General features: G+C 30.6%; 29 protein-coding genes. 5 read left to right on the top strand and 24 right to left on the bottom strand.

The genetic code is table 11. The features are described 5' to 3' along the window. Positions 1-11: 11 nt before the first annotated feature. The 6 genes from mnmM to P8V03_RS12425 all read right to left on the bottom strand — a co-directional run bounded on the left by mnmM (position 12) and on the right by P8V03_RS12425 (position 4,991). Positions 12-554: a tRNA 5-(aminomethyl)-2-thiouridylate-methyltransferase MnmM gene (mnmM, locus tag P8V03_RS12400; protein ID WP_318798338.1), complete on the bottom strand. Its 543-nt coding sequence runs from the start codon at positions 552-554 to the stop codon at positions 12-14. Positions 555-650: 96 nt separating this feature from the next. Then, complete coding sequence (locus P8V03_RS12405) at positions 651-1,361, bottom strand: pseudouridine synthase (RefSeq protein WP_318798339.1); 711 nt, start codon at positions 1,359-1,361, stop codon at positions 651-653. 418 nt (positions 1,362-1,779) lie between these two features. Next, positions 1,780-2,613: an SEC-C motif-containing protein gene (locus P8V03_RS12410; RefSeq protein WP_318798340.1), complete on the bottom strand. Its 834-nt coding sequence runs from the start codon at positions 2,611-2,613 to the stop codon at positions 1,780-1,782. Between the two features lie 187 nt (positions 2,614-2,800). Continuing rightward, positions 2,801-2,959, bottom strand: a complete 159-nt coding sequence (locus P8V03_RS12415; protein ID WP_318798341.1) for a hypothetical protein — start codon at positions 2,957-2,959, stop codon at positions 2,801-2,803. Between the two features lie 200 nt (positions 2,960-3,159). After that, positions 3,160-3,420 (bottom strand): YkuS family protein, encoded by a 261-nt coding sequence (locus tag P8V03_RS12420; RefSeq protein ID WP_318798342.1) that lies wholly within the window; start codon positions 3,418-3,420, stop codon positions 3,160-3,162. 146 nt (positions 3,421-3,566) lie between these two features. Continuing rightward, the gene (locus P8V03_RS12425; RefSeq protein ID WP_261670249.1) at positions 3,567-4,991 is read right to left on the bottom strand and encodes a glycosyltransferase family 2 protein; all 1,425 of its coding nucleotides are present in this window, start codon (positions 4,989-4,991) and stop codon (positions 3,567-3,569) included. A 315-nt stretch (positions 4,992-5,306) separates the two neighbouring features. Here P8V03_RS12425 and yedF point away from each other — a divergent pair, with 315 nt between their 5' ends. Further along, positions 5,307-5,888: a sulfurtransferase-like selenium metabolism protein YedF gene (gene yedF / locus P8V03_RS12430; RefSeq protein WP_318798343.1), complete on the top strand. Its 582-nt coding sequence runs from the start codon at positions 5,307-5,309 to the stop codon at positions 5,886-5,888. A 181-nt stretch (positions 5,889-6,069) separates the two neighbouring features. On the opposite strand, the gene P8V03_RS12435 is transcribed toward yedF, so the two are convergent. From P8V03_RS12435 to P8V03_RS12445, 3 genes are all read right to left on the bottom strand, one after another. After that, positions 6,070-6,771: an LrgB family protein gene (locus P8V03_RS12435; RefSeq protein ID WP_318798344.1), complete on the bottom strand. Its 702-nt coding sequence runs from the start codon at positions 6,769-6,771 to the stop codon at positions 6,070-6,072. Further along, a complete protein-coding gene (locus P8V03_RS12440) occupies positions 6,768-7,118 on the bottom strand; it encodes a CidA/LrgA family protein (RefSeq protein WP_318798345.1) in 351 nt (116 codons plus the stop codon). The genes P8V03_RS12435 and P8V03_RS12440 overlap by 4 nt, the downstream gene beginning before the upstream one ends. A 341-nt stretch (positions 7,119-7,459) precedes the next feature. Continuing rightward, positions 7,460-8,290 carry a carbon-nitrogen hydrolase family protein gene (locus tag P8V03_RS12445; protein ID WP_318798346.1) on the bottom strand — a complete coding sequence of 277 codons (831 nt, stop codon included), beginning with the start codon at positions 8,288-8,290 and terminating at the stop codon, positions 7,460-7,462. Between the two features lie 190 nt (positions 8,291-8,480). Here P8V03_RS12445 and P8V03_RS12450 point away from each other — a divergent pair, with 190 nt between their 5' ends. After that, complete coding sequence (locus P8V03_RS12450) at positions 8,481-9,236, top strand: tRNA threonylcarbamoyladenosine dehydratase (RefSeq protein ID WP_261670253.1); 756 nt, start codon at positions 8,481-8,483, stop codon at positions 9,234-9,236. A gap of 43 nt (positions 9,237-9,279) precedes the next feature. On the opposite strand, the gene P8V03_RS12455 is transcribed toward P8V03_RS12450, so the two are convergent. The 9 genes from P8V03_RS12455 to P8V03_RS12495 form a co-directional block, all read right to left on the bottom strand. Then, on the bottom strand, positions 9,280-9,798 hold the full coding sequence (locus P8V03_RS12455) for a DUF5673 domain-containing protein (RefSeq protein WP_318798347.1): 519 nt from the start codon (positions 9,796-9,798) through the stop codon (positions 9,280-9,282). A gap of 17 nt (positions 9,799-9,815) precedes the next feature. Then, the gene (mobA, locus tag P8V03_RS12460; protein ID WP_318798348.1) at positions 9,816-10,406 is read right to left on the bottom strand and encodes a molybdenum cofactor guanylyltransferase; all 591 of its coding nucleotides are present in this window, start codon (positions 10,404-10,406) and stop codon (positions 9,816-9,818) included. 27 nt (positions 10,407-10,433) lie between these two features. Further along, positions 10,434-11,621 carry an alanyl-tRNA editing protein gene (locus P8V03_RS12465; protein ID WP_318798349.1) on the bottom strand — a complete coding sequence of 396 codons (1,188 nt, stop codon included), beginning with the start codon at positions 11,619-11,621 and terminating at the stop codon, positions 10,434-10,436. Between the two features lie 70 nt (positions 11,622-11,691). After that, positions 11,692-12,579 (bottom strand): potassium channel family protein, encoded by an 888-nt coding sequence (locus P8V03_RS12470; RefSeq protein WP_318798350.1) that lies wholly within the window; start codon positions 12,577-12,579, stop codon positions 11,692-11,694. Positions 12,580-12,694: 115 nt separating this feature from the next. Further along, a complete protein-coding gene (locus P8V03_RS12475) occupies positions 12,695-13,168 on the bottom strand; it encodes an NUDIX domain-containing protein (RefSeq protein ID WP_318798351.1) in 474 nt (157 codons plus the stop codon). Between the two features lie 315 nt (positions 13,169-13,483). After that, on the bottom strand, positions 13,484-14,869 hold the full coding sequence (hydA, locus tag P8V03_RS12480; RefSeq protein ID WP_261670259.1) for a dihydropyrimidinase: 1,386 nt from the start codon (positions 14,867-14,869) through the stop codon (positions 13,484-13,486). A 144-nt stretch (positions 14,870-15,013) separates the two neighbouring features. Continuing rightward, complete coding sequence (locus tag P8V03_RS12485; RefSeq protein ID WP_261670260.1) at positions 15,014-15,523, bottom strand: DUF1097 domain-containing protein; 510 nt, start codon at positions 15,521-15,523, stop codon at positions 15,014-15,016. Positions 15,524-15,551: 28 nt separating this feature from the next. Then, positions 15,552-16,790 carry an NAD-dependent dihydropyrimidine dehydrogenase subunit PreA gene (gene preA, locus P8V03_RS12490; RefSeq protein ID WP_261670261.1) on the bottom strand — a complete coding sequence of 413 codons (1,239 nt, stop codon included), beginning with the start codon at positions 16,788-16,790 and terminating at the stop codon, positions 15,552-15,554. Next, positions 16,790-18,049: an FAD-dependent oxidoreductase gene (locus P8V03_RS12495; protein ID WP_318798352.1), complete on the bottom strand. Its 1,260-nt coding sequence runs from the start codon at positions 18,047-18,049 to the stop codon at positions 16,790-16,792. Before P8V03_RS12495 ends, preA begins: the two co-directional genes overlap by 1 nt. 887 nt (positions 18,050-18,936) lie before the next feature. Here P8V03_RS12495 and P8V03_RS19270 point away from each other — a divergent pair. Together P8V03_RS19270 and P8V03_RS19200 are read left to right on the top strand one after the other, a co-directional pair. Then, positions 18,937-19,047: an iron-sulfur cluster assembly accessory protein gene (locus tag P8V03_RS19270; RefSeq protein WP_487286219.1), complete on the top strand. Its 111-nt coding sequence runs from the start codon at positions 18,937-18,939 to the stop codon at positions 19,045-19,047. A gap of 69 nt (positions 19,048-19,116) precedes the next feature. After that, the gene (locus P8V03_RS19200; protein ID WP_428978975.1) at positions 19,117-19,269 is read left to right on the top strand and encodes a hypothetical protein; all 153 of its coding nucleotides are present in this window, start codon (positions 19,117-19,119) and stop codon (positions 19,267-19,269) included. A 106-nt stretch (positions 19,270-19,375) separates the two neighbouring features. Here the strand turns inward: P8V03_RS19200 and P8V03_RS12505 are convergent, their stop codons facing one another. Both P8V03_RS12505 and P8V03_RS12510 read right to left on the bottom strand, forming a co-directional pair. After that, positions 19,376-20,296 carry a patatin-like phospholipase family protein gene (locus P8V03_RS12505; RefSeq protein ID WP_261670264.1) on the bottom strand — a complete coding sequence of 307 codons (921 nt, stop codon included), beginning with the start codon at positions 20,294-20,296 and terminating at the stop codon, positions 19,376-19,378. Between the two features lie 82 nt (positions 20,297-20,378). Then, the gene (locus P8V03_RS12510) at positions 20,379-20,807 is read right to left on the bottom strand and encodes a hypothetical protein (protein WP_261670265.1); all 429 of its coding nucleotides are present in this window, start codon (positions 20,805-20,807) and stop codon (positions 20,379-20,381) included. A 250-nt stretch (positions 20,808-21,057) separates the two neighbouring features. Here P8V03_RS12510 and P8V03_RS12515 point away from each other — a divergent pair, with 250 nt between their 5' ends. Continuing rightward, entirely contained in the window at positions 21,058-21,495 is a 438-nt protein-coding gene (locus P8V03_RS12515; RefSeq protein ID WP_318798353.1) for a hypothetical protein, read from the top strand. A gap of 85 nt (positions 21,496-21,580) precedes the next feature. On the opposite strand, the gene ppaX is transcribed toward P8V03_RS12515, so the two are convergent. From ppaX to P8V03_RS12535, 4 genes are all read right to left on the bottom strand, one after another. Beyond that, a complete protein-coding gene (ppaX, locus tag P8V03_RS12520; RefSeq protein WP_318798354.1) occupies positions 21,581-22,234 on the bottom strand; it encodes a pyrophosphatase PpaX in 654 nt (217 codons plus the stop codon). A 151-nt stretch (positions 22,235-22,385) separates the two neighbouring features. Beyond that, positions 22,386-24,281, bottom strand: a complete 1,896-nt coding sequence (locus tag P8V03_RS12525) for an LTA synthase family protein (protein WP_318798355.1) — start codon at positions 24,279-24,281, stop codon at positions 22,386-22,388. Between the two features lie 142 nt (positions 24,282-24,423). Beyond that, entirely contained in the window at positions 24,424-25,929 is a 1,506-nt protein-coding gene (locus tag P8V03_RS12530; RefSeq protein ID WP_318798356.1) for a sensor histidine kinase, read from the bottom strand. Further along, the gene (locus P8V03_RS12535; RefSeq protein WP_318798357.1) at positions 25,926-26,600 is read right to left on the bottom strand and encodes a response regulator transcription factor; all 675 of its coding nucleotides are present in this window, start codon (positions 26,598-26,600) and stop codon (positions 25,926-25,928) included. The genes P8V03_RS12530 and P8V03_RS12535 overlap by 4 nt, the downstream gene beginning before the upstream one ends. Between the last annotated feature and the right edge of the window lie 39 nt (positions 26,601-26,639).

Raw genomic sequence — 26,639 nt, forward strand, 5'->3', positions numbered from 1 at the left:
TCACCTCCCATTTATTTTTTTTCAATAACTATTAAGTATGGCGGATTGTTTAATCTGTTAACATAGGAATGGAGCATTACCCCAAAGACTTCTTTAGGAAGATTTTCAACAAAATCTAATATAGCTGTTTCCTCTCTTTTGCCTTCTTCATGACCTCTATATAATGCAATGGTGATTATTCCACCAGAATTTAATAAATCTATACTTTCTTTTAGACTATTTATAGTTGAATTGCTTTTTGTAGTAATATCTTTATTGCCTCCAGGTAAAAAACCTAGATTATACATTACACAATCTACATTTTCCTTTATGTATTTTTTTATCTCCTCATGAGAATCCTCTATTACAATTACATTGTTTTTATTTTTCTCTTTATAGGCTCTTACTGCACTTGTTTGAATTTCAAAAGAATAAACTTTACCAAAAATCTCACTCAAAAAATCAGTATCATGCCCATTACCTAAGGTAGCATCAATTGCTATATCAAATTTATTACAGAATTCCTTTATTATATGATGTGAAAGTTTATTGACATCCGTAACATATTTGTACATTGTCTTCTCCTTTTAATACGTAGTTTGTTTTACTCTTACATTTTACATAGGGTTCCTTATTAAGTCTACTTACATGCCTACAATTATCATATAAGTCTATAAGGTTTTAATGTATTCAATTTCATCAACATCTAAGTATCTCCACTGGCCTTCTTGTAAGCTGCCAAGTTTAATCTTTCCTATCTGTATTCTTCTTAACTTTATTACAGGATGTTTTATCACTTCACACATTCTTCTTATTTGTCTATTTTTTCCTTCATGTATTGTAATTTGAACTTCTGAAGAATCTTTATACCTATTTAATATTTTAAAGTCCGCATTAGATGTTATATATCCTCCTATGTCCAAACCCTTCTTAAACTTTTCTATTTGGATGTCTGATGGAATTCCCTTAACTATAGCAACATATACTTTGTTTTTTTCTTCCCTGGGGTGAATTATTTTATTATATACTTCACCATCATTAGTAAGTAGGATTAAACCAGAGGTATCATAGTCTAATCTACCTATAGGATATACTCTCTCATCAACTTCTACCAAATCTAAAATTGTTTTTCTTCCTTTTTCATCCTTTACAGTAGATACATATCCAACTGGTTTATTTAGCGCTATGTATACTTTTCTTTCTTCTTTTTTAATTGTTTTTCCATCTACTACTACAACATCTTTTTCACTGTCTACCTTAAAGCCTAATTCATAAATTACATTATTATTAACCTTTACTCTCCCCTGCTGTATGATTTCTTCACACTTTCTTCTAGAAGCTACTCCACAGGAGGCCATGTATTTTTGTAGTCTTTCTTCCATAATATCACCTGCCTTCTTATATGAATTTTATTTAACTATTTACTATACTAATTTATAATTAATTTTAAATATCCGCAAGAAAGATTTTTCCAATTCATATTTAAATAGTGGTTAATAATATTATTTCTTTTTTTATAAATATAATTCTAAAGGGTATCGGTAAATCTATAGAGATATTAAGCTTTTTAACTTATATTTATAAAACCATTTTATATAGATATAGTATAATAATCAAATTTAGGTTGTTTTTTATAAGTTTACTTTTAGTTTTATTTACATAATATTTAGTATGTAATTATTAGTTAATTAATAAAAGAACAAAAGAAATTTTAAGCTAAATAAAACTTCTTTTGTCCTTTTCCTCCTAAAGGATTCTAGTGAAAGTTATATATACTAACATTTAGTATATTAACCTACGTTAGGCTTCTCTATTTATATCATTAAATCCATCTTTAAACCAATGCTGAAGAGCTTTATATATAGCTCTCTCTTCTAAATAATCCTCTGAAAAAGCTTTAAGTCTTTTAAATCGTGTAACACTCATGGAAAGGTGATTTATAGAATATTGAACAATGTTATTTATAGCTATATTGGGTTTAACCACTTCTTCCTTTTTCTCACAGTAAGTTGAACTTGAAAATGTAATAAACTTTCTACAATTTAGTGGCCTAACCTCATATATAGAGCATCCCCCCTCTTCATCTAAAAAAATACAGGGTATATTTTTTTCACTGAAAAGTTCTACTACCTCCTCTTTCCTTTCTTTAATTTCCTTAAAGCTTGGAACCTCCATTATGGTTGCATTTATCTTATTTTTAAGTTCATTAATTTTGTCACCATCAAAATTATTTATGACATATTCTCTTATTAATTCTGCCTCTATAGCTGTGCAATCCATATAGATATGGCAGCAGTGACTGCATCCCTTTCTACAGGGCGCGTACTTAGTAAAATCCTCAGCACCTTCATCTGCAGCCTTGTACATATATTTTAAGTAGTCTTTTCCCTTACTCAAGCTTAATTCTTTATCTATAATATCTTGCAACAGAAATTCTGATACTTTATCATAGTTGTTGCTGCTTTTACTATAGTTAAAAACTATCTCTTCATCTCTATAATTTCTACCTAACGTTTTATATTCACTATTATTTTTCATGCAGCAATTTTTAAATTTTAAGCCACTGCCACAAAAACAATGGTTCTCTGGTGATATTTTGATTCTTTTCTCCTTTGTATATAGTTTTCCCTCCATAGTACACCTCTTCAACTGTACGCTAAAATAATGATTTAAGGTTTACTTTAGCATATCCATTCTACAAATTTTAAATAATTTCTACTTGTATTTTATAATAATATTTAATGTTTTTACAAGTAGGTTATTATAATTTAAAAATAAAACTATTAAAAAAATCCCTATACCAATAGGTACAAGGATTTTTTTAATCTTTATCTAATTCATCTCTGAATTTTGCTATTTCTTCCTCTGTCATATTTGTCTTTTTCATAACTTCTCCCATGCACATTCCTTTACTAAAAAGATTAATGGCATAGTCTCTTGTTTCCTCATAAGTATTAATTTTTTCCTTTGAATTAGTCACAATTTACACCATCCTTTAGTTTTAATTTATTAATATGAATATAAGTATAAATATTATTTGTAGTTTACATTAAATTTGATTTACATAATAATTAATATGTTGTATAGCATTAGTTAAAAAAGATAGATGCAAACTTACTTTATCTTTAAAGTTTACACCTATTTTTACCCCTATCTTATCCATAGTGATTTAGATTAATTTTATTTTGTAACTATGTTTTCAAGTTGGCTTTTTATTTCTTCTGCTGTTTGACCATCAGCAATAATCTGTGGTGTTCTTGTTGTAGTGTCTGAATAGCCCATAACATTTATGCTCTGCCCTGTTACTATTACTGCATCAAATTGATCGTAAAAAGAAGAATTTTCAGTACTGTTTATCTCAAATTCCTCAACACTATACCCATTTTTAGATAAATAGTTTCCTACTGTGCCTAGTCCTTTTTCTACAGCTACCTTTTTCATTTCTATCACCTCCAAGTATATTTTTCACAAAAAACAGAAAATAATTCATAGTAGCAATATCAAAATCTTAACATTTTTATTGTTACATGAATTTAAACTAAAAAAGAGTTCTTAAATAACACCAGTGTGCTACTTAAGAACTCTTTTTATTCAACATCTTGAATACTTATTTGTCTTATATGCTTCGTATGACTCCACTCTTTTTTATCTTTATCTATTATCCCTTGAATAGTTATTGGAATCCAAGTTAAAGTATATATTCCGTATAATAAGTACCAAACAAATAGTTTAAGAGGATTCTTTCCACCTATCATACGAATCATTACTATGAAAGTACCAATATACGCAATATTCCCTATAAGCATTTCTATAAAGGTTGGTTGACCACCATATAGGTATGAAAGTATTATTACATTTAGAGAATATAAACCAAAGGTAATAAACATTTTCTTTGAAAGTTTATTCTCTAGGAGCATTATTAAAGGTGTAAAAATAAACTGAATAATACTGAAGGTCTTCCATATAATGCTTCCAAAAACACTACCAAAGACATTGTTAAACAAATCATTTATAACAAATATGTTTAAACCATCTTTAGTGTTAACCTGCATCATAGTAAGCACTGCAGACAAACCTATTAATATTGTTACAAAGGGCTGTATTGTATATAATGCACAGTCTAACGCTGTAAAGCTTTTATCCTTAACAGCCTTTTTAAGTAACTTTGAGAAAAATCTCGAAGATACATCTGTAAATCCCTGCATCCATCTTTTTCTCTGATTCCAAGATTGTTTCAAAGTTAAAGGTTTTTCATCATAAACTATTGCATTATGTGCCCAACCTACTTTATGTCCATTTAACACAAGCTTACAAGTAAATTCTAAATCCTCTGTAAGACAGGTTGCCCCCCATCCAAGTTTTCTAAGAATTTCAGTGTCCATACAAAACCCTGTTCCACCTATCTGGTTAGATAGTCCAAGATTTGCTCTTGCTAATTGAAACAGTCTGTTTGCAGTCCAGAAAGAAATAGAATAAGATTGTGTGATCCATGAATCATTTGGATTTTTGCTATCTATGTACCCTTGAACTACCTTATATCCCTGCTGCATCTTATAGTTCATTTCTTTTAGAAAGTTTTTAGAAATTAAATTATCTGCATCAAAAATTGCTATAGCATCATATTTTTTGTCCATTTTAAATATTCTATCAAACATCCATTCCAGAGCATATCCCTTACCTCTCTTGTCTGGAACCTTTCTTTCATGAACATTAACTCCATAACTGTTAGCAATACTAGCTGTACTATCATCGCAGTTATCAGCAATAACAAAGATATCATACATTTCTTTAGGATAGTCTATTTCTTTAAGACTTTCTATAATTTTCCCTACAACCATCTCCTCATTGTGAGCTGCAACAAGTAGTGCAAAAGTTTTTTTAGGTGCACAATTTTCTGCTCCTTTGTCTTCCTTTTTATAAAGTCCAAACAATGAAAGGAGTAGATAGTACATTGTAATTGCAAAAACTGATATTTGAAAAATAAATGTAAAACTAGATATAAATTGATTCATTAAAAAAACCCTTTCCTTATTTATAGTGTCTTATTTTTTCCACGTAGACATAAAATACCGTATATCATAATACCACAAATTTTTCATTTTTACCTAGTTGTCGTAATTTTCTGACTATTAATTTTTCAATTTTCTACTTATAAACAAAACTTATAGTTAAAAGAACTTCTATTTATAAATATTATAATGTCAGCATTTTAGTTGTGCTATAATTTATGTAGGTTGTACTATTCTCTATCTTTATCTGTATATACTTTACCCAATTATATAATATATAATCCTACAATAAAATTGTTTTAAAAAGGTGGTAATAATATGAGAAACTTAATTGATTGTAAAGGTTTAAAATGTCCAGAACCTGTTATACATACTAAAAAGTATTTTGATGGAATTGAAGAAGGAAAGGCTACAATTATAGTGGATAACGAAGTAGCTAAGAATAATGTTTCCAAATTTGCTGAAAGTAACGGTTTTAAATGGAAGGTAGAAGAAAATAACGGTTTATTCCATGTAAACATAACTAAAGAGAATTGTTCCTGTAAAGACATGGATTTAAATGAAAAGAAGCTTACTATTTTAGTTGGAAGTGACAAACTAGGACAAGGCGATGATATATTAGGATCTATGCTTATGAAAAGCTATTTCTATGCTTTATCAGAAAGTGATTCTATTCCATCAGATCTACTCTTTTTAAATGCTGGCGTTAAGCTTACTGTGGAAGGTTCTGATTGTTTAGAGAGTATAATGAAACTTAAGGAAAGAGGAGTAAATGTTTTTAGTTGTGGAACTTGTCTTGATTTTTATAATCTAAAAGATAAACTAGCAGTAGGTGAAATAACTAATATGTACACTATAGTTGAAAAGATGAATTCATCAGATAATACAATTAAGCTATAAGATTAAACTTAGCTTAGATGAGGAATATTTATATATACGATAATATTCTATAACAGATAACTAAAAAATAGATGTATGAAAATAATTGTTTTTCATACATCTATTTTTTAATTTAATTATTATACTAAAATTATCTAGCTTCCAAAGCTTTAATAAGAATTTACTTAATTTAGTACTTCATTTATATAAAATTTTCAAATATTTTAGTTATAACTGGTGCAATAAAAACTGTTATAATACCTGCTAGTCCTATGGATAAACTGCTCATTGCCCCTTCCACTTCCCCTAATTCAATAGCCTTTGTTGTGCCTACAGCATGGGAAGCGGTTCCTATGGCTACTCCTACTGCTACCTTATCTTCTATTTTGAATAGCTTGCATACATAAGGTCCTACAACAGCTCCCATTATTCCTGTAATTATAATAGCTGCCACTGTAATAGAAGGTATTCCACCTAACTGCTTGGAGACCTCTACTCCTATAGGTACTGTTATGGATTTAGGTATCATTGAAATATCTAAAGGTTTTGATATACCGAATAAATGACATAAAAAAATAACTGTTATAATTCCAACTAAAGATCCTGCAGTTATTCCAGCAACTATTGGCAATGCGTAAGCTTTCAAAAGTTTAATCTTTTTATACAACGGTACTGCTAGTATCACCGTAGCTGGAGATAGGAAAAAGGAAATAAATTGTCCTCCCTTATCATAGTCTGAAACATTAATGTTAAAAATAGTTAAAAAGCACATCACCATGATTATACTAGTAAATAAGGGGTTTAAAATAGGAACCTTAGTCTTTTTATACAAAATACATCCTATTTCAAACGCTATTAAAGATATCATAATACCAAAAATAGGTGTAGAAATTAGTTCTCTCATCTCGATTCTCTCCTTTTAAATAGTTGTACTGTTATTCCCGTAACTACCATAACAACTACTGTAGATATAAAGGCTATTATTAAGACATAGTACCAATAGTCTTTAATTAGCGCTATAGAAGCTATAAGACCAACTCCTGCTGGTAAGAAAAAGAAAGCTAGATGATCTAATAAAAACTTGCTTATATCTTCAATCATTTCAACTTTGATTATGCCAGTGCATAATAGCATCAGTAAGATCATCATTCCCATTACATTACCAGGTACCGTTAAATTTAGGACCCTTCTAAGCAATTCTCCTATAAAACAAATTATAAGTATAATAGCTAACTGCCTTATAATTTTCATAACAAAACCTCTTTTCCTGCTAAATTCTATTTCTCTAAAGTTATCAGTATATTTTTTCAGTATCTTTTGATTAATGTCTATAAATAATATACACCCTTTTTTTAAGTAAAAGGATTTTTTTAGAAAAGGTGTACTATATAAAATTTTCTGAATAAAAATGCACTTATTATAATAAATAAACCATAACTATGAATATTGCTTTATAAAATAACATTCATAGTTATGGTTATGTGATTAAAATATATACTTGCAACAATTATCTGTTTTTTGTCTATACTTCCTGAAAATAATAGTAATACTTAATTAGATAATGTTCTATTTATTATAACTTTTTAGTAATCTTATACTAAATCTAAATTATATAGATCTCCTCTCCTGTGCTTCAATAACGGCAAAGAATCTCTTATCTCATCTATATACTCTAGGTCTATATCCTGAATCAATATTCCTTCTTTTTCATCTAGCTTTGCAGTTATATCTCCCCAAGGGTTAGTTATTAAGGAATTTCCATAAGCTACATAAGAATAATTAGTGTTTCTAGCTGGAGATATGCCTGCTATATATAACTGATTATCTAATGCTCTGGATTTAAATAGAGTCTCCCAATGAGCAGGCCCTGTAGTCATATTAAAAGCCGCTGGTATAAAGATAATTTTAGCTCCTTTTAAAGCCATTATTCTTATAATCTCCGGAAATCTTATATCATAGCAAATAGCTACCCCTACTTTTCCCCAAGGTGAATCAACTAAAGTAATATCACTGCCACTAGATAATACTTCTGATTCCATAAATCTAACTCCATTTTTAATGTCAATATCAAATAAATGAACCTTTCTATGTTTGCCTATTAATTCCCCTTTATTATCGAATATAAAAGAAGTATTGTAAATTTTATCATCCTCTATCTCTGGAATTGAGCCTCCTATTAAATATATATTTTTATCTTTAGCAGTAGAAGAAAGCATTTTTATTGTCTCTCCTTCTGGGAAAGCTTCAGCGTATTCTCTAAAATGTTTATTATTATAAGGGCAGTTAAACATCTCTGGAAGAGCTACAATTTTAGCTCCTTTATCTGCTGCTTCACATATCATGTTTTGAGCCTTTTTTATATTTTCCTCTTTTGTGCTTTTTACTACCATCATTTGACACAGCCCTATTTTTAAAGTATTCATTTTATACTCTCCTCCTTTTTATTCATAGGAATATTATACCATCAATCTTATATTATATTTAACCCTATTGTATTGACTTTTAATTTTGTTATTATATACTATTTACGTGAAGCAATAAATTGATTTTATATGTATTGTAGCAACAGTCTACTTTAAATGCAGTAAATTTAATATATAAAGGAGATATACTATGGGACAACACTCACTTTCAAGAACTGAATTATTAATTGGTAAGGAATCCTTAGAGAAGCTAAAAGACAGTACAGTTGTCATCTTTGGTTTAGGTGGTGTAGGTAGTTTTACCTTCGAGGCACTAGTAAGAGCTGGAGTTGGACATCTTATATTAATAGATGATGATACGGTATGTTTAACTAACTTAAATAGACAAATACACGCCACTTTTGATACTATTGGTAAGTCAAAAGTTGAACTTTTAAAGGAAAGGGCTTTAAAAATCAATCCTAAATGCAAGGTTGATATTCATCAAACTTTTGTTAAAGCAGATAATATAGATGAAATAATACCATTAGACGCTGATTACGTAGTAGATGCAATAGATACAGTTTCCTCAAAGATTGCTCTAGTTCTTTGGTGCAAAGAACATAATATTGACATAATTAGCTGTATGGGTACAGGGAATAAGTTAGACCCTACTCAATTTAGAGTAGCAGATATATATGATACAAAGATTTGTCCTCTTGCGAAAGTTATGAGATATGAGCTTAGAAAGAGAGGAATTAAAACTTTAAAAGTGCTGTATTCTGAAGAAATGCCTATGAAGCCTAAACAAGGTGAAGTTATTACCTGTAAGGAAGGCTGCGTATGTACTAGCGGAAGTAAAAAATGTACTGCAAAGAGACAAATTCCTGGAAGCATATCCTTTGTTCCTCCAGTAGCAGGTATGATTATAGGTGGCGAAGTAGTTAAAGATATTATTGCCAAATAAGTTATAACTAAAAACCGCAAATATTTATTTGCGGTTTTTTATTTTACTGAGAATCACTTTCTATATATTTTTTAAAAAGCTCCTCTATTTTTTCTTTTTCTAAGGAAGATACTTGCCAGTCCTTAGTCTCTACTTTATCCTTTATTTTGATTTTAAATAACAACTGATTTTCTTTTTTATCGGACCAATGCCATTCCTCTATATCCTTCCAGTAACTAAAGTTATAGTATACATTACTGTATAAGCTCTTTTGCCCTATACCCTTATCAGTAACTACTTTTTCTTTACTAAAATCATAAATACTTAATAGAAAATAAACTACAATCATTACGCCTAAGGCAGTAAAATATCCTGTTATTATCACATATATAAAATACCCCATTAATCCTAAGAAAAGTATTGCTAAGAACTTCCTTTTTATATCCGATGCCGATAATCTTAATAAAATTTCTCCATTATCCTTCCTAGGAGCCCTTCCTTTAATAAAAGACAAATAAAGTTGCGAAATAGAGGCAATAATTAAAACTATAAGCAGCATTTTTTCAAAACTCAATATATTCACCTAATTCCCTTCTAAGTTTATATTTTTTCTAGTATTTTCAAGTCATCTACATAATTTAAGTTACAGAACATCTCCATATTAGGATCATACTCTTTTGTAACTTCTTCTGGAATGTACAGTATATTTGAATTTCTAATTATATCGTACAGAACTAAATTATTTTCCATTATTCCCTTCTCAAAGTCTCCAATTAAACTTTGAGAATAGAAAGCATGAAGAGGTTCAACCCAATTATTACGTCTTGGAATAACACCATCGTAATCATTGTGTCTTAAATTCTCCATCATAGATTCTATGTATTCTATATTTACAATAGGCATATCACAGGCTAAAAAAAACACATACTGAGATGAAGCATGCTTTAAGCCGGTGTAAATCCCTCCTGCTGGACCGTATTCCTTCTTTAAATCCTCTAATACAGTATACTTTAACCCTACAAACTTATCTTTTCTTTCCGCTACAAGTAGTACCTCTTCAAATAGGCCCTCTAGTTTCTCTGCCACTATTTCTAAAAGAAGTTTATTGCCTAATTTTAGCTTACTTTTATCAAATCCCATTCTACTGCTCTTACCACCACATAGGATAACTGCTGTTCCAAGTCTTTTCACTTTATCCCCCCGTTCCTATCTGTACCATTAATATGTATTACTTTCTAAGTATGAACTTAAAAAATTCATAAAATTAACTAAATCTTCTTTACTAGTAAAAGTTCCCTGAGCCTTTTTACCGTTGCCGCCACCTTTTCCGTTAAATTCTTTAATGTTATCTTTAAAGATTTTACCACAGTTAACATCAAGTCCAGTATTGTTATTAAATAACAGCTTTAAATCACATAGTGAACCTAAAATTATTATTCTATCCTTTCCTTCAAAAGCTGTTCCTAATAGCTGTATTTCTTCAAAGCTTCTATCTTCATATTTTCCAACATAGATCTTTGAGCTATCTTCTTTAACTATGTGTTCTACTTCTCTTACAGCAAGTATTCTTCTTAGCTTATTTAGTTCTCTACTCACTCTTTCAAAATCTGCAGCTTGATTTTCAACTCTCTGTACCAAGTTATTTTCATCTGATGAAAAAAGCCTATTTAGTTTTGTTATTATGTTATGTTTATTTTGAAAATCCTTTAGAGCTCTATTTCCACATTTGAAATATATTCTAGTCATTCCTTTATATCTTTCAGTCTTTATTATTTTAACTACTCCTACTTCTCCAGTTCTAATTACATGGGTTCCGCAGCAGGGACAGCAATCCATATTCTCAGCTTCTACTATTCTTAAATCTTCGTCTACATTAATTCTTTTTCTTAATGGTAGTTTTTCACTCTCTTCCTTTGAAACCACATATGTACGTATTTCCTGGTTTTTATATATGAAAGAGTTTACTGTTTCTTCAGCTTTAAGAAGCATTTCCTCTGTCATATCTTCTAAAGGTATATCAATATCTATAGTTACATATTCCTCTCCTAGATGAAATCCTTTATTGTTTCCTTTATATAAATTAAAAATTGCTCCAGTTAGCAAATGTTCTCCACTATGCTGCTGCATATGATCGAATCGTCTTTCAAAATCAATTTTGCAAAAGACTTTTTTATCTTTTGGAACCTTAGTCACTCTATGATAAATAACTCCTTCTTTTTCAAAAACATATTCTACTGCTGCACCATCAATTTCACCAATATCTGAAGGCTGTCCTCCACCTTCAGGGTAAAATATTGTTTTATTTAAAACTAACAAAAACTTATCATCCTTAGGTACTATCTCTTCTACTTCTGATTCACACTCCCTTAAATAAGGATTTTCATAAAATAATTTTTCTGTCAACATTAACAGCTCCTCTCTAGTTTTCCATATAATATTATTCTACCTTCTATCCCTATTTTTTGAAACAGTAATTTTAAATTTTGTTCCAAAAAAGACAGGAAGCAAACATACCAGTAATAACTACGCCAAAAGTCGTTTCAAACATCACTAATATTCTTACCAATGTGGAGTTAGGCAAAATGTCCCCATAGCCAAGAGTAGTTATAGTTACTGCACTAAAATACATAAAATTCCAAAGTGGATATTTAAAACTTCCATTTGCTACTCCCTTTAAAACTAAAGGACTATCATCGGGAAATGAAACAGAGTTTTCCATAAGGTTTGTAAAATAAAAACTTAGGGGATAAAAATAGCTGCCTTTTTTAAAAAGCTCCTCCTCTATCCTAGGATAATCTTTAACCCAGATTACCATATTATTTACCCTTTTCATTTTGTTACCCTTATTATAAAGAATGAAACTATCATTTTTATCATTACTAATAACTTTATATAGAGATATTTTTAATTTATAACAGCTAAATTTACTATTTACAAATTGCTCTTCACAGCTTTCCACCTTCATATGAGTTATTCCTTTTCCCTGAAATGATAGGTAGTAATAGTTAGCCCAAATCTCACCTAGTGGGTTCTCAAAGGTGAAAACGTTAAAATTCTTCTCCTTCTTATGTTCCGTGTCCTCCAGTTTTACTATAGGTCTTCTGTATTCTTCTGAAACAATTAAATCAGATATAGTATTATTAAATTCTCTATTATTAATATTTAATTTAAGAGCTTTTTTAAAGGCAGTAACCTTTGTATTTATATTAATATCATTCTGGAATACGAAAAACTCTCCAGAAGAAATATTGGCAACTTTCCAATATATTATACCAAAGGTGATTAATGTACTTAAGTAGAGAATACCAAGTATAGTTAACAAACTTCTCTTTCTCATATTACTGACAATATCTAATAAATTCATATTTAATCTCCTTAAATGAATTCTCCTTCATTTATAGTCTTATAAAATTTTATTAGTTACAAGATATTGATATTCTCTCAAAAGTAACATTATTAATTTAAAATGAAAAATTCTTTTATTTCTGCTGACCAAGATAAACTTTATGTCCACAAAAACCTTTTTTAAAATCCTCCCAAAAAACATCTCTGAGGATTTCAGGGTACACGTCAATTGAAGTAATTCTGATCTCTTCTTCAGATAGAAAGGCTGTATCTATAATAAATTGCTTATCTATTGAAAATTCTGGATCAATACCAATATTTATATTATACTCTAATGCTGCAGCAGTAAAAAAAAGAGATATATGATGAGTTTCCTTATGCCATTCTACATATTCTCTAACATAGACTAAATCCTTTGGAATACACTTAATTCCACATTCTTCTTTAACTTCTCTTGTTAATGCTTCTACTGCACTTTCTCCTGCCTCTATACCACCGCCAGGTAACGTCCACCAAGTTTCATCGGTATCTGGGTCTCTATGCTTAACAAGAAGAACTCTATTTAAGTCATCTAAAATTATAGCAGCTGCTCTAGTTCTAATTTTCATAATTTATATCTCCTCCCTCTATATACAGTAATTTTACCATGTAAAATAATCTTAGTATAAATACAGTATTAGTATTTTATTAATTCAATTAAAAAACCCCCTAGCTCAATAGCTAGAGGGCTTAAATATTTTCGAAATTATAATTTTCTTCTGAGAGTTAGTGTTATTTAAGGTTTTTTTCAACTATCCTAGTCTTGAGAATAACGAAGTTAAAATTATTAATATTAATATTTTGAAAGTGAAAGTTTCACTTTTAAATGTTCTTTATAGGGTTTAAGAGCATTAATAGAGAATTTCACTATAACTTCGTTATCACTATATTAGTATTGGAGCACCTCTCTTAATGAACTTACCTGCTCCTTCTTTTCCTACAAATTGACCATCTTTAGCAACTACTGTTCCTCTGCTTACTGTAACTACTGGAGCACCTTTTAACTTAAAGCCTTCATAAGGTGTGTAGTCAACATTTTCATGAAGCATTGGTTGAGTAACTGTAATATCTACATTTGGATCAAATACTACTATATCAGCATCACTTCCAACTGCTATAGTTCCTTTTTGAGGATACATACCATATACTTTAGCAGCATTTGTAGAAGTTACCTGAACGAATCTGTTTAAGTCAAATCTTCCTTCAGCTACACCATAAGTGTACATTAGGGACATTCTAAGCTCTACTCCTGGAGCTCCATTTGGAATTTGTGCAAAGAACTCTTTTCCCATTTCCTTTTGCTCCATGAAGAATGGGCAGTGGTCTGTAGCCACAAATTGCACTGTGTTATCTTTTAAAGCCTTCCACATTGTAGGCCAGTTTTTCTTATCTCTTAATGGAGGTGACATTACATATTTAGCTCCATTGAAATCTGGTTCTCTATAGTTGTCCTCTGATAATAATAGATATTGAGGACAAGTTTCACCAATTATTGGATATCCTTCAGCTCTAGCACGAGCTATTTCAGAAACAGATGCTTCACAGCTATTATGAACTATGCAAAGAGGCGCATTAGCAATTTTAGCAAGCTTAATAGCTCTGCCAGCTGCTTCTCCTTCAGCTAAATCTGGACGGGATAGTGCGTGATATATTGGCTCTCCCTTTCCTTCTGCTTTGAACTTTTTAGTAAGGTAATCAATTACATAGTAGTTTTCTGCGTGTACGCAAGCAAGTCCACCATTTTCGTTAACCTTCATTAAAGTTCTTATAATTGTGCCATCATCTACTCTTAAGCCATCATATGTCATAAACATTTTAAAGCTTGTATATCCTTGTTTGATTATTTCTGGCATTTCATTTAAAACGTTGTCGTTTAAATCTGTAACGCTTATGTGAATACCATAGTCAATTACAGCTTTTCCATCTGCTTTTTCACGCCAAGTTTCTGTAGCATCCTTTAGCGTTTTTCCGTTTTGTTGGATAGCAAAGTCCACTATAGTTGTTGTTCCGCCGCAAGCAGCTGCTATAGTACCAGTTTTAAAGTCGTCACTAGAGTATGTTCCGCCAAATGGCATATCCATGTGAGTGTGTGGATCTATTCCACCAGGGAAAACATATTTACCAGCAGCATCAACTACCTCTGCTCCCTCTGTACATAAATCTATTCCAATTTCAATTATTTTCTCATCTTTTATACCTAAGTCCGCTTTAAAAGTATCGGAAGCTGTTACTACAGTTCCTCCTTTTACTACTAAATCATATTTACTCATTTTAAATTCCCCCCTAATAAAGAATACATCTTATATGATAATTGAAGGATTTTAGTAAAATTATCGAGAGTTATTAGTCAGATTTATAAATTCATCCATATGGGGTAATTTCTTACCTCATATGGATGAATAGTTAGATAAATATTATGCTTGTTGCTCAGCGTTTTCTACAACTTTTTTGTTTTTGTTAGTAATTTTTTCTAACCAAGCACCACCGGCATCTGAGACTAATCCTACTACAGATCCCATTAAAAGAACTGCTGCCGTATCTAAGTAGGAGTGTCCTAAAGCCATCATACCAAAAGTAGTTGAACATCCTATATATACACCTGGCACGAACATTAAGTGCTTCCATTTAGCTTCTGCAACTATTCCGAAGGAGATAACACCTGTCATAATAGCAACTATATTTGGAATATGAAGTACGTTTGAAGCCTCTACACAGAAGATAGCCCATGCTACTCCTACCATGTTTACAAATATGCCTCTTAGCCATCCCTTAACGAAACGTTCTCCAAGTGCAGAACCAACTCCATAATATGTTGTGGTTCCCATGAATCCAGCCCAAGCTTGTACGCCTATTGCGGTACTAAAATTGGACCATATCCATGCAAGTATCCCCATGCTAATAGCACCTGACATTATTCCACTCATAAAAACTCCCCTTTATTATAACTCTTTATTAAAGAGCTATTTCTCTTTCTACTCCAAAGTCTTTAAATACAACTTCACCTTTAGTTATGCATTTTTCGATAGGGCATACTAATGCACATAAGTGACATCCTACACAGTTATCTTTGTTAACTGAAGGTTTTCTTGTTTCTGAATCCCAAACTACAGCTTGGTGTCCTCCATCGAAACATGAAATATAACATCTTCCACAACCGATACACTTGTCATGGTTGAAGTCTGGATATACTATATAATCTCTATCTAAGTTTTCAGCTGGTACCATATTGCCTAATGCACAACCAACTAATTCTTGTAGGCTATCAACACCTTTTTCTTCCATGAAGTATTGTAATCCGCTGATCATGTCTTCTACAACTCTGTATCCATATTGCATGATAGATGTAGTAACTTGAACTGTTCCTGATCCAAGCATTATGAATTCAAGAGCATCTTCCCAAGTTTCAACTCCACCGATACCACTTACTGGAACATCTTTAAGAGCTGGATCTTGTTTTAATTGAGTTATGAATCTTAATGCGATTGGTTTTACAGCTTTACCTGAGTATCCTGATATTGATGATTTTCCGTTTACTATTGGAAGACCAACTCTCTTATCAAAGTCAACTCCAGTTATACATTTTATTGTATTGATTGCAGCTATACCTGTAGCTCCACCTTCAATAGCAGCTCTTGCTGGTACTTCCATGTTTCCTATGTTTGGAGTCATTTTAGCAAGTACTGGAAGATGAGTTCCTTTTCTTACTGCTGCAGAATATTTTTTAACTAATTCTGGGTTTTGTCCAACGTCTGAACCCATAGCGTGAGTTGTCATTTGAGGACATGAGAAGTTACACTCTATTATATCTGCTCCTATTTCAGTAACTTGTTGAGCAAGTCTTGTCCACTCTTCTTCACTAGCTCCCATTATTGAAGCTATAAGAACTTTATTTGGATAGTTTTCTTTAAGTTTTTTCATGTCTCTTAAGTTTTCTTCTAATGAATGCTCTGCAACTTGCTCCATGTTTTTGAATCCTACGAAAGGAGTTCCTTCTTTTCTAGTTGCATCAAAACGTGGTGAAACCTCTATCATTTTTTCTGAGTTTACAGTCTTGAATACAATTCCGCCCCAGCCAGTTTCTAAAGCTTTAGCACACATTTCATAGTTGTTTCCAACTGGTGATGATGCTAAAAGGAATGGATTTTCAAATTTAACTCCACAAAATTCTATTGAAAGATCTTTCTTTTTCATTATTTTACAACCTCCTTAACTGATGCTACTTCGTCTAATCCTGATTTTCCTGTTAAATAAGCTTCGATTTTTTCTACAGCTAATTTTCCTGATGCTACTGCTTGTACAACAGTCTTGTCATCTTCTACGATATCTCCTGCTGCGAATACATCTGCAGCGTTTAAATCTGCTATAGCTTTTACATCTTCAGCTTCTTGTCCTACTGCAAATATAACCATATCTGCTGCTAATTCCATAGTTGAAGCATCGAACATTCCCTCAGCTTTTAATGCTGTAACTTTTCCACCTTGTCCAACTATTTCAGCTGGCTTAAATCCTGTGAATACTGGAATGTTTAAGTGTTGTTGGATATACTCTCTTTCTTCAGTGCTTGCTGGCATTTTTTCAATCGTTCTTCTGTAAACAATCTTAACATCTTCAGCACCAAGAAGTTTTGCTGTTGAAGCACAGTCCATAGCAACGTCTCCGCCACCTATAACGATTACATGGCTTCCAACTTTAACTTCACCTTTTTTAGTTTTAGCCTCAGCTAAGAAGTCTACTCCATTTACAACGCCTTCTAAATCTGCGCCTTTAACATCTACATTCTTACCTTTTTGAATTCCGCAAGATACTAAGAATGCTTTGTATCCATCTGCTCTAAGAGCATCTACGCTGATTTCTTTTCCAACTTTGCAGTTTGTTTTGAATTCTACGCCTAACTCTTTTATATAATCTATTTCATTCTCAACAACGTTTTGTGGTAATCTTTGAGGAGGAATTCCATAGCTTAACCATCCACCTAAAACGTCTTTTTCTTCAAATACAGTTACTTTATATCCTTTTAATGCAAGGCCTGCTGCTGCTGTTAGACCGCTTGGACCTGAACCTATAACAGCTACCTTTTCCTTGTTTAATTCTACTTTATCGTTTACTTTCATTCCTATAGCTTGCTCGTGATCTGTTAAGTATCTTTGTAACTCGCCTATTTTAATTGGGTTGTCTATTCCACATCTGCTACAAGCTCCCTCACAGTATTTGTCGTAAGGACAGACTCTTGAACATATAGCTCCAAGTGGATTGTTTGTTCTTATAGTCTCAACTGCACCCTTTAAGTTTCTGAAACGTAATGAACGTATGAATTTTGCTGGATCAGTTCCTGCTGGACATGCTTTACTACATGGTGCATCGTGACATAAAAGACATCTTGCCGCCTCTTCAATTGCTAAAAGAGGTGTTAACGCTTTCTTTGTTTCCGCTAAGTATTTTTCTTTTTCCATTTGTGTATTATTCCCCTTTCAATTTGTATATATATTTTATTTGTGTTTTGTGGAATGAAGGATATATATTCTTTTCTTGCCTTCGTGAATATTTTATCATCAAAAAGAAAATTTTTCTATATGAAAATTACAACAATTTTCTTACATTTTACGCTATTTTGCGAGTTTATTCTATTTAGATAATAAAAAATAAATTTGTAAATAAAAATTTGTCGAATGAAAATATTTTTTTCTAAATTTTTTACACCTCTTGATCAGTTGATATTGCTTGATTGTAATTTTAAATTGAATTTTTTGTTTTAAATTATATTTATACCCATGTAATTATAATCCAATATTTTATCGTTTTATTTAATATAACTATATGCAACCAGTCCGATTTTTTAAAATATTTTATAATTTTTTATATATTTTATATATTCTTAAACCATATTTAAATATATTTTGAAAATATATGGTAATTTTTCTACTTTTTATTGTACTTTCCTCCAAAATAATCTATTTTGTTTGATTGTAAAATAACAAACATTACAAAAGAAAATATTATTAATGTTTCTTTTTTTGCAGTATTTGAACTTTAAAGTTCCATTTACTGTCTTTTTCCGAATATTTACCTTCATAACCCATAATAATTGTTTTTTATCAACTTTAAACAGGTATCTATGTTGTCATCAATCAGATAATAATAGTGTAATTTTATAAACTAAATTAATTTTATTAGGCATCTTCCGCAGCTTGCATTTTACTTTATAATACTTGAAAACTTTAATATTATATATTATTATAATATATAGATGATTTAGTTATAAAATTATTATTAATTAATATTAGATATGATTTATTATTAACTAAAATCCAAAAATATAAAGAAAAGTGAGGTAATGTTTATGGCAGCTGTTAATATGAGCGATATAGCATACGCAGAATTTAAAGAGCTTCTAAAAGAAAATGATATAAATTCTAACATAATTAGAATTTATTTAGCAGGTATGGGATGAAGCGGCCCAGCTTTTAATCTTGTTCTGGATGAACAAAAAGATGATGATGTAGTTGTACAAATTAAGGATATGCAATTCTTAGTTGAAAAAGATCTAATAAACCAATTCGGAAGCTTTACTTTAAAAGGTGGCAGCGAAAATGGAAGAGGCGGTTTAAGTATTGAAACAGAAGTTCAATCAGAAAGCGGCTGCGGCGGCGGTTGCTCTGGCTGCGGAGAATAACTCTAAATGATAAAGGTTGGTTTATACTTAAACCAACCTTTATTTTTTATATGCTTTTAGATTCATCCTTATCTACTATTAGAATTTACAACCCTACATCTCTTAATTACTTAGATCTATATTCCTTTACATAACCAGAAAAACTCCAATTATTCAAAAACTTTTCAGCACTTTTGTAACCAGATTGAAAAATCTTCAATCTCATTTCTTTTGTAATATTAAAATCTGTAGTGGAAACTCCTAAAGTAGGTATAAAAATTGTTCTAACAGCATCCTTATCCTTTATATATATTTCTTCATTTTTATCAATCATTGTATTAACCACATCTAGCAAAAAGGATATAAAATCTGTTTTTCCTGTGGAAGTATAACTAACTCTCTCTTCTACTAACTTAAATCCAAAAGTAGGCCATCTTGGCATTTCCTGAACATCAAATATCCAAATAGGAAAATTGCTTAAAAGTCCTCCATCTACTATATAGCTGTATCCATCTTTATAACTAAATTTAATAGGTTTAAAATAAAAGGGAATGCTTAAACTCATTCTAACAGCCTCAGCAATTTCAAATTCCATCGGATCTATTCCATATCTAGCTATGTCCTCCGGTAGTATTAACATATTCTTCTGTGTTATATCTGAAGCAATAATTTTAAGTTTTGATTTTCCATTAATACTTACATCTCTAAATTTTATTTTATTCTTTTTTATTAGCAAGTCCCTTACAAAATCCCTAATTGGCTCTCCAGAGTATATGCCCTTGTTCTTTAAAAGTGAACTCGATTTTGACACGATAGAAACTAACTTAAGTTTATTTTTTCCTAAAAATATTTTGTAGTCTAAATTCATCATGATGTCCTTTAGCTCTCTTCCAGAATAACCTGCCGCTAGCAGAGAAGCAATTATTGCCCCTGCAGAGGTTCCTGCAAATCTGTTCCATTCATATCCCTTTTCTTCTAAACAGCATACTGCTCCTATAAGCCCTATACCTTTTACTCCTCCTCCTTCAAAGACAGTATCAACCTTCATCTTCTCTCCACCTTATAAAGTAATATGTAATTTATCACATATTACTTTATATGATTAATGGAAAAAATTTAAAACCAAAAGACTATTTTTGATATATACAAATAACTCCTGCTATACTTAAAAGTATACCAACAAAATTTATTAAGGAGATATGCTCCTTATATAATAGCAGCCCAATAGGAATCAATAGTACTGTAACGCAAATATTAGTAAAAAGAGCAACTAAACTTATGTTCCATCCTGCTCTATAAGCTAATAAAAACCCTAATTCTAATCCTACAATAGTAATGCCTAGAGCATAACTTGCCCAATTTAATCTTTTAAAGGATTGTATAAATCCCACATCTGAAGGGTATATACAAAAAGAAATCAGCGTTAAGATTAAAGCAATACCATAGGTTGCTATAAGTGATATTAACGGATTTGCAGCTTCTGGAACAGATTTTTGAAAAATATGATAAAAAACATTAGAAGCTATTACTAGCAATACAGAAATATAATACAAATTCATCTTAAAAATCTCCCTTCTCAATTTAAATTACTTGTTTCTTAACTCTAAAATTTCATTGTTTATAAAATCTCAGTTCTTACTACCTATAATACATTATCATTTTCCTTAATCAATAGCATTAAAAAATACTGATTTTTTCAATATCTATAAATCATTTATAATTTCGTAATGACTTCATCCTTAGAATAATATTCTTTTTCCAGTGATAAAATAACCTTAAGGATATTTTACCTTCAAAGGAGGACTATTAATGAAAATAGAAGCTTTTTTCAGCGGTATAAAGAATGCAAACAAAGCTGTAGAACAATTAAAAAGTGCAGGTTTTAAAAATACTGTAGCAGATATAAACGATCATTACGTGGAGTTTAATAATGGAGTACAACCTAGATTTCCTGGCACAGAAAATGCCCCTAATCTATCAGCGATGGTACTAAGCTCAGGAGAACATATAGAGGATCCTTCTAAAAGACCTCTAGATGCTGCTAGTCCTATGGTAAGTGGTATGGGTGGTTTTGAAGAAATTATAGACGTTAACTACAAGGTAATTGTAAACCTTGAAGAAACTGAATTAGAAAAGGCAAAGGGAATAATTAAAGAAATGGGAGGAGATTTTAAGGATCCAAATTTGGATTTGCCACACAGACTAAAGGATCTAACTCATATCGATGATATAGATTTAGATTTATAAATAAAATTCTTGATAAAAGAAGCTATAATTTAAGTCTAAATTATAGCTTCTTAAAACAGAAAGTTATTTTACTATATTTGAGTAACTAAATAGCCTTTTTGTTTATTGAGTTACATATACCTACTAGGTCTTCTATACTGTCTATTACATAGTCAGGCTTATGCTCCATTAGCTCCTTCATTGAAAGAGCTGTGTATTTTACAATTGCTGTACTGCATCCAGCATTTCTTCCACAAAGAATATCATTATGGCTATCTCCAACCATTATTGCCTCATCAGGTCTAATCTTTAATATTTCACAGGCCTTCTCAGCAGGGTCACCTAGTGGCTTATGCTTAAGTGTATCTTCTGGTGTAACTATAACATCCATATAGTCAAACACATTTATTAATTTGAGCCCCCTCTCTGCTAAAGCTCTCCTCTTTGAGGTTACTATAGCAAGCTTAACTCCCATTTCTCTTAAGTTTAATAATCCTTCTTTTACTCCCTCAAATATGTAGGCAAGTTCATCATGTTTCTTTTCGTTATATTCTCTATAAATAGCAACTAACAAATCTGCACTTTTTTCATCATAATTAGCCATTGTACCCCTTAAAGGCTCGCCAAAGGTTCTTACTATTTCCTCTCTAGATACCTCTCTATTTAGATGCTTTTTGAAAGTATACTGAAAACTTTCAATAATTAATTCATTAGTATTTATAAGTGTTCCGTCTAAATCGAACAATATTGCTTTGATCATTTATTGCCTCCTGCATTTACTCTTAAATATTTATAGGCTATTAATTACTTTAATAAAGCCTTTAGTTACATATGTGCATATTTGAACTAACTTTTAGTATATAATACCATAACTTATAATAAACAACAAGCTAACAAAGAAGATAGGAAGCCTACTTTAACGTAAGCTTCCTATCCTCTTTAAAACTTTTTATCAAATTTTGATTTAATGTCTCATCAGAGTATTGGAGTTCTTTTGAAAAGTCTTCCTTTTTCTTCTTTAGTTCTTCAGTTTCCTCAATTACCTTTCCAGTCTTTATGTCATAGTAGGTATTTGTCCATGATATATAGAATACATTGCCATCAGTAAAGGAACCGTTTCTAAAAAGGACTTTATCCCCATTACAGTTTAGAATATCTTTACCAAACATATAGCTCTTAGGTAGATTATATAGATTTGCTAAAGTCGGGTATAAATCCATCTGTCCTGAATAAGTGTGATTTATTCCTTTGTTTTCATCTTCCGGAAAATGTATAATCATAGGAACCTTTTGATACTGGAACCAAGTTAAATCACTGGCGTTATCTATCTTTTCGAAATTGTATAGCTCATTTATTTGTTCTCTTGGAATAGCAAAATGATCACCATAAATAACTACAATTGAGTTTTGCAATATTCCTTCCTTTTCCAAATTATCTAGAAACATTCCCAATTGTTCATCAGTATAATGAATTGACTTTAAATAATTTCCTAAAAGAGAGTTTTCATATTCAGCTGCGTTAAAGTCCCCATACTTTTCTACATCATTATAAGGATGATGACTTGTTAAGGTAACTAAAAAAGCATAATATGGTTCCTTAAAGGATTTTAGTTTTTCTAAAGACTGATTTAAAAATGATTTATCACTAAGACCTAATCCTATTTCCTCATCAATATTAAAACTATGTTGTCCATAAAAATTATCAAAGCCTTGAGCTTGATACATAACATTTCTATTCCAAAAGCCTTCATTATTACCATGAAGAGCAGCTGTATAATAACCGTTATCCTTTAGCACCTTTGGTAGAGAGTTGTAGTAATTATTACTATAGCTACTGTAAGCAGCACCAGATTCCGCAGGATATAACGAGTTATTCGTCATGAATTCTGCATCTGAGGTATTACCTCCAGCAACCTGATAAAAATAATTATCAAAATACAAGCTTCTATTTATCCACTTATTTAAATTAGGTGTTATTTCCTCACCATTTACTTTTTTATTTATTACAAACTGTTGAAGGGCTTCCACCTGTATAACGATCAAATTTTTTCCTTCCGCTGCTCCTCTTAAAACTGTCCCAGTATTCTTGTTATTTTCCGATAAAAAATTCTTAATTTCATTTTCTCTCTCTGCAGGAAGTTTCTTAGAATTTTTAATATTAGTGTTTATATAATTAAAGGTATCTACTGCATGAAAGTTTATATTTCCTATCATCTTAGTTAAATATATTCTGTTACTCATAGAAGTTAAAAGAGTTGGTTGTTCCTTTGATAGAGCATAAACAGATTTTACATTTATTGATATACCAATTAAAAACATTATAATAAAAGCAGAAAGTTTTTTAACTAAAGAAACCTTAATGCTGATATTATTTTTCTTATAAACTTTTACATATGGTATTAATATTATGACATCTATCAAATAAAGTAAGTCTTTCAGATTCAATAAACTACTTACACTAGAGGATACTCCTCCAAGAAGCTTTATATTTCTGAGTGCTGCTAAAGTGGTTATGTCCTTAAAATATTTGTAATATAATATATCTGCTATTAGCACAAAACTTATAATAATATCAATTATATATAAGAAATTTATTCTATTATCCTTTTTAAGCAGTACTGCAAAGCTAGTTAATATTAGAATAGATGCTATCACCGGTTGAGAAACCTTAGTATATAAATAATCTGGGGATATTTGTTTTGCATATAGCATTAATTTTGTAAACATTATAAACTGAAATAATATTAAATCTAAATTATTACGTAAGAATTCCGTCACTTTGTTGTCGTTAACATTTATAAAATTCATTTCCTTCTTCCTTCCTAAAAATATCTCAAATATATCTTATAATCAATTGATGACATCTAGATGACAAATTTATTAATAAATTGTAAACAAAGTATACAAGCCCTATCTAGTTAAGAAACTTATTAATAGGAAGGTCCTCTAGCTAATCAGTTAGAGGCTTTGTAATTCTGATATAAAATTTTACACCTATCTCTGTGTTTTCTACAGCATAACTGTATCCATGCAAATCTAAAATTTTTTTAACTATAGCAAGGCCAATTCCAGTGCCTCCTAGCTTTCTGTTTCTCGACTTATCAACTTTATAAAAGTAATCCCAAATCTTATCCTTCTCATCCTCAGGAATATGGCTACCTGTGTTTTCAACATAAATATAAATTCCGGTATCTTTAGTGTTTTCTACAGCAACTATAATATTACCATTTACTTCAGTATGCCTTATAGCATTGGTAATTAAATTTTTAATAACCTGTTCCATTCTTGACCAATCTGCATATATACTTGTATTACCACTTACTTTAAGACTTACTTTCAAATTTTTTTCCTTTATTAGTGTTGTAAACTTTCTTAAGGTTGCTTTAATCAACTCTTCTACATAAAACTCTTCTCTAATTAACTTAAAATTTCCTGATTCTATTTGAGATAGATCCAACATATCAGAAACTAAATCTGCCATCTTCTTACTTTCATCTATTATAACATCTATATAGTAATCCTTATCTTCTTGAAAAACACCATCCTTTAATCCTTCAGCATAGCCTCCTATAAGGCTTATTGGGGTTTTAAGTTCATGAGAAACTGCTGCTACAAATTCCTTTCGCATTTTTTCTATTCTTCTTTCCTTTTGTATATCTTTTTCTAATTTATTATTGGCTTCTTTCAAGGATGTAAGAGCAGTATTTAAGTTATCTGATAAAAAGTCTAAGGTATGTGCCAAATTTCCTATTTCATCTTCTCTTTCAATATTGCATTTACTTGAAAAATCAAGATCAGCTATTTTAGATGCAGCTGCATTCAGTTGAAGCAAAGGTTTTGAAATCATATTTGAATATATTAGAGATAAAACTAAAATAAAAACAACTGCCGCAATATAGAAGTAGAAATAAAATTCTTTAATAACAAATGACGCCTCGTTTACAGGTTGCAATGAAGAAACGGCAAAAATAATCTCTTTTCTTTCATTGTTAGGAATAGCACTGACTATATTTCTAGTTTCATTAATCTTTCTTTCTGTTATAATAGTTATCGGCTTATTGCTATTTTTCATCTTTAAAAGAATATCTGTGTCCACTGTCCATTCCTTTATTATTTCATTTAGGAGTTTTATTCTTAATGAGTCTGTTCTACCATTACTTTGTCTAGTTATGAATTTCAAATTACCTTTATTATCTAATACAACTATTTTAGCATTATGTTTTTCTTCAAAATCAAGTATTAATTCAGTTACTCTCTCAACATTATCTGTTTTATTGTATCCTGTTCTAAATTTCTCTATTCCGCTTTGAATATCATTTTTCTTTTTACTAATATAAAACTCACTAAAAAATAGAGATTGAAAAATAAGGGTACTGGTTATAAAAATAATAAACACTAAGGCAGTTATACCAAATAATTTCCAAGTTATACTAGTCCTTAGCTTCCTAATATTCATCTTTTTACCTCAAACTTATATCCTGCGCCTCTTATTGTAGCTATTAAATATGACTTAGCTCCAAGCTTTTCTCTAAGTCTCTTTATATGGGTATCAACGGTTCTTAAATCTCCCTCGTAATCCATGCCCCAAACTGTATCTAATATTTTCTCTCTGTTAAGTACAATACCTTTATTTTTAGTAAAGTAACATAATAACTCAAATTCCTTTGGAGATAAGTAAATATTTTTTCCCTCAACTGCTACTTCATGACTTTCTTCGCTTATATATAACCCGTCAAAAGAGTTTAAATTCTCTGCTTCTCCGTTAGATACTCTTTTTAGGAGAGCTTTTACCTTTGCAACCAAAATTTTAGGACTGAAGGGTTTAGTTACATAGCTATCCGTTCCTAATTGAAAACCTAAAAGCTGATCTTCATCTTCGCCTTTAGCTGTTAACATTATTATAGGAACATCAGAGAACCTTCTTATTTCTCTACAAGTAGTCCACCCGTCCATTATAGGCATCATTATATCTAATATTACTAAGTCTACAGTATTCCTTCCAATAACAATTAGTGCCTCTCTTCCATTCTCAGCATGAAGTACATCAAAGCCATCTTTATTTAAATACGCCTCCACCAAAAGTCTAATTCTCTCTTCATCATCTACAATCAGTATAGTTTTACTCATAAATTCACTCCCTATAAACCATCTACTGAAATTCAATTT

The organism is Clostridium tanneri, from assembly GCF_033659955.1.
Lineage (GTDB): Bacteria > Bacillota > Clostridia > Clostridiales > Clostridiaceae > Clostridium_AM > Clostridium_AM tanneri.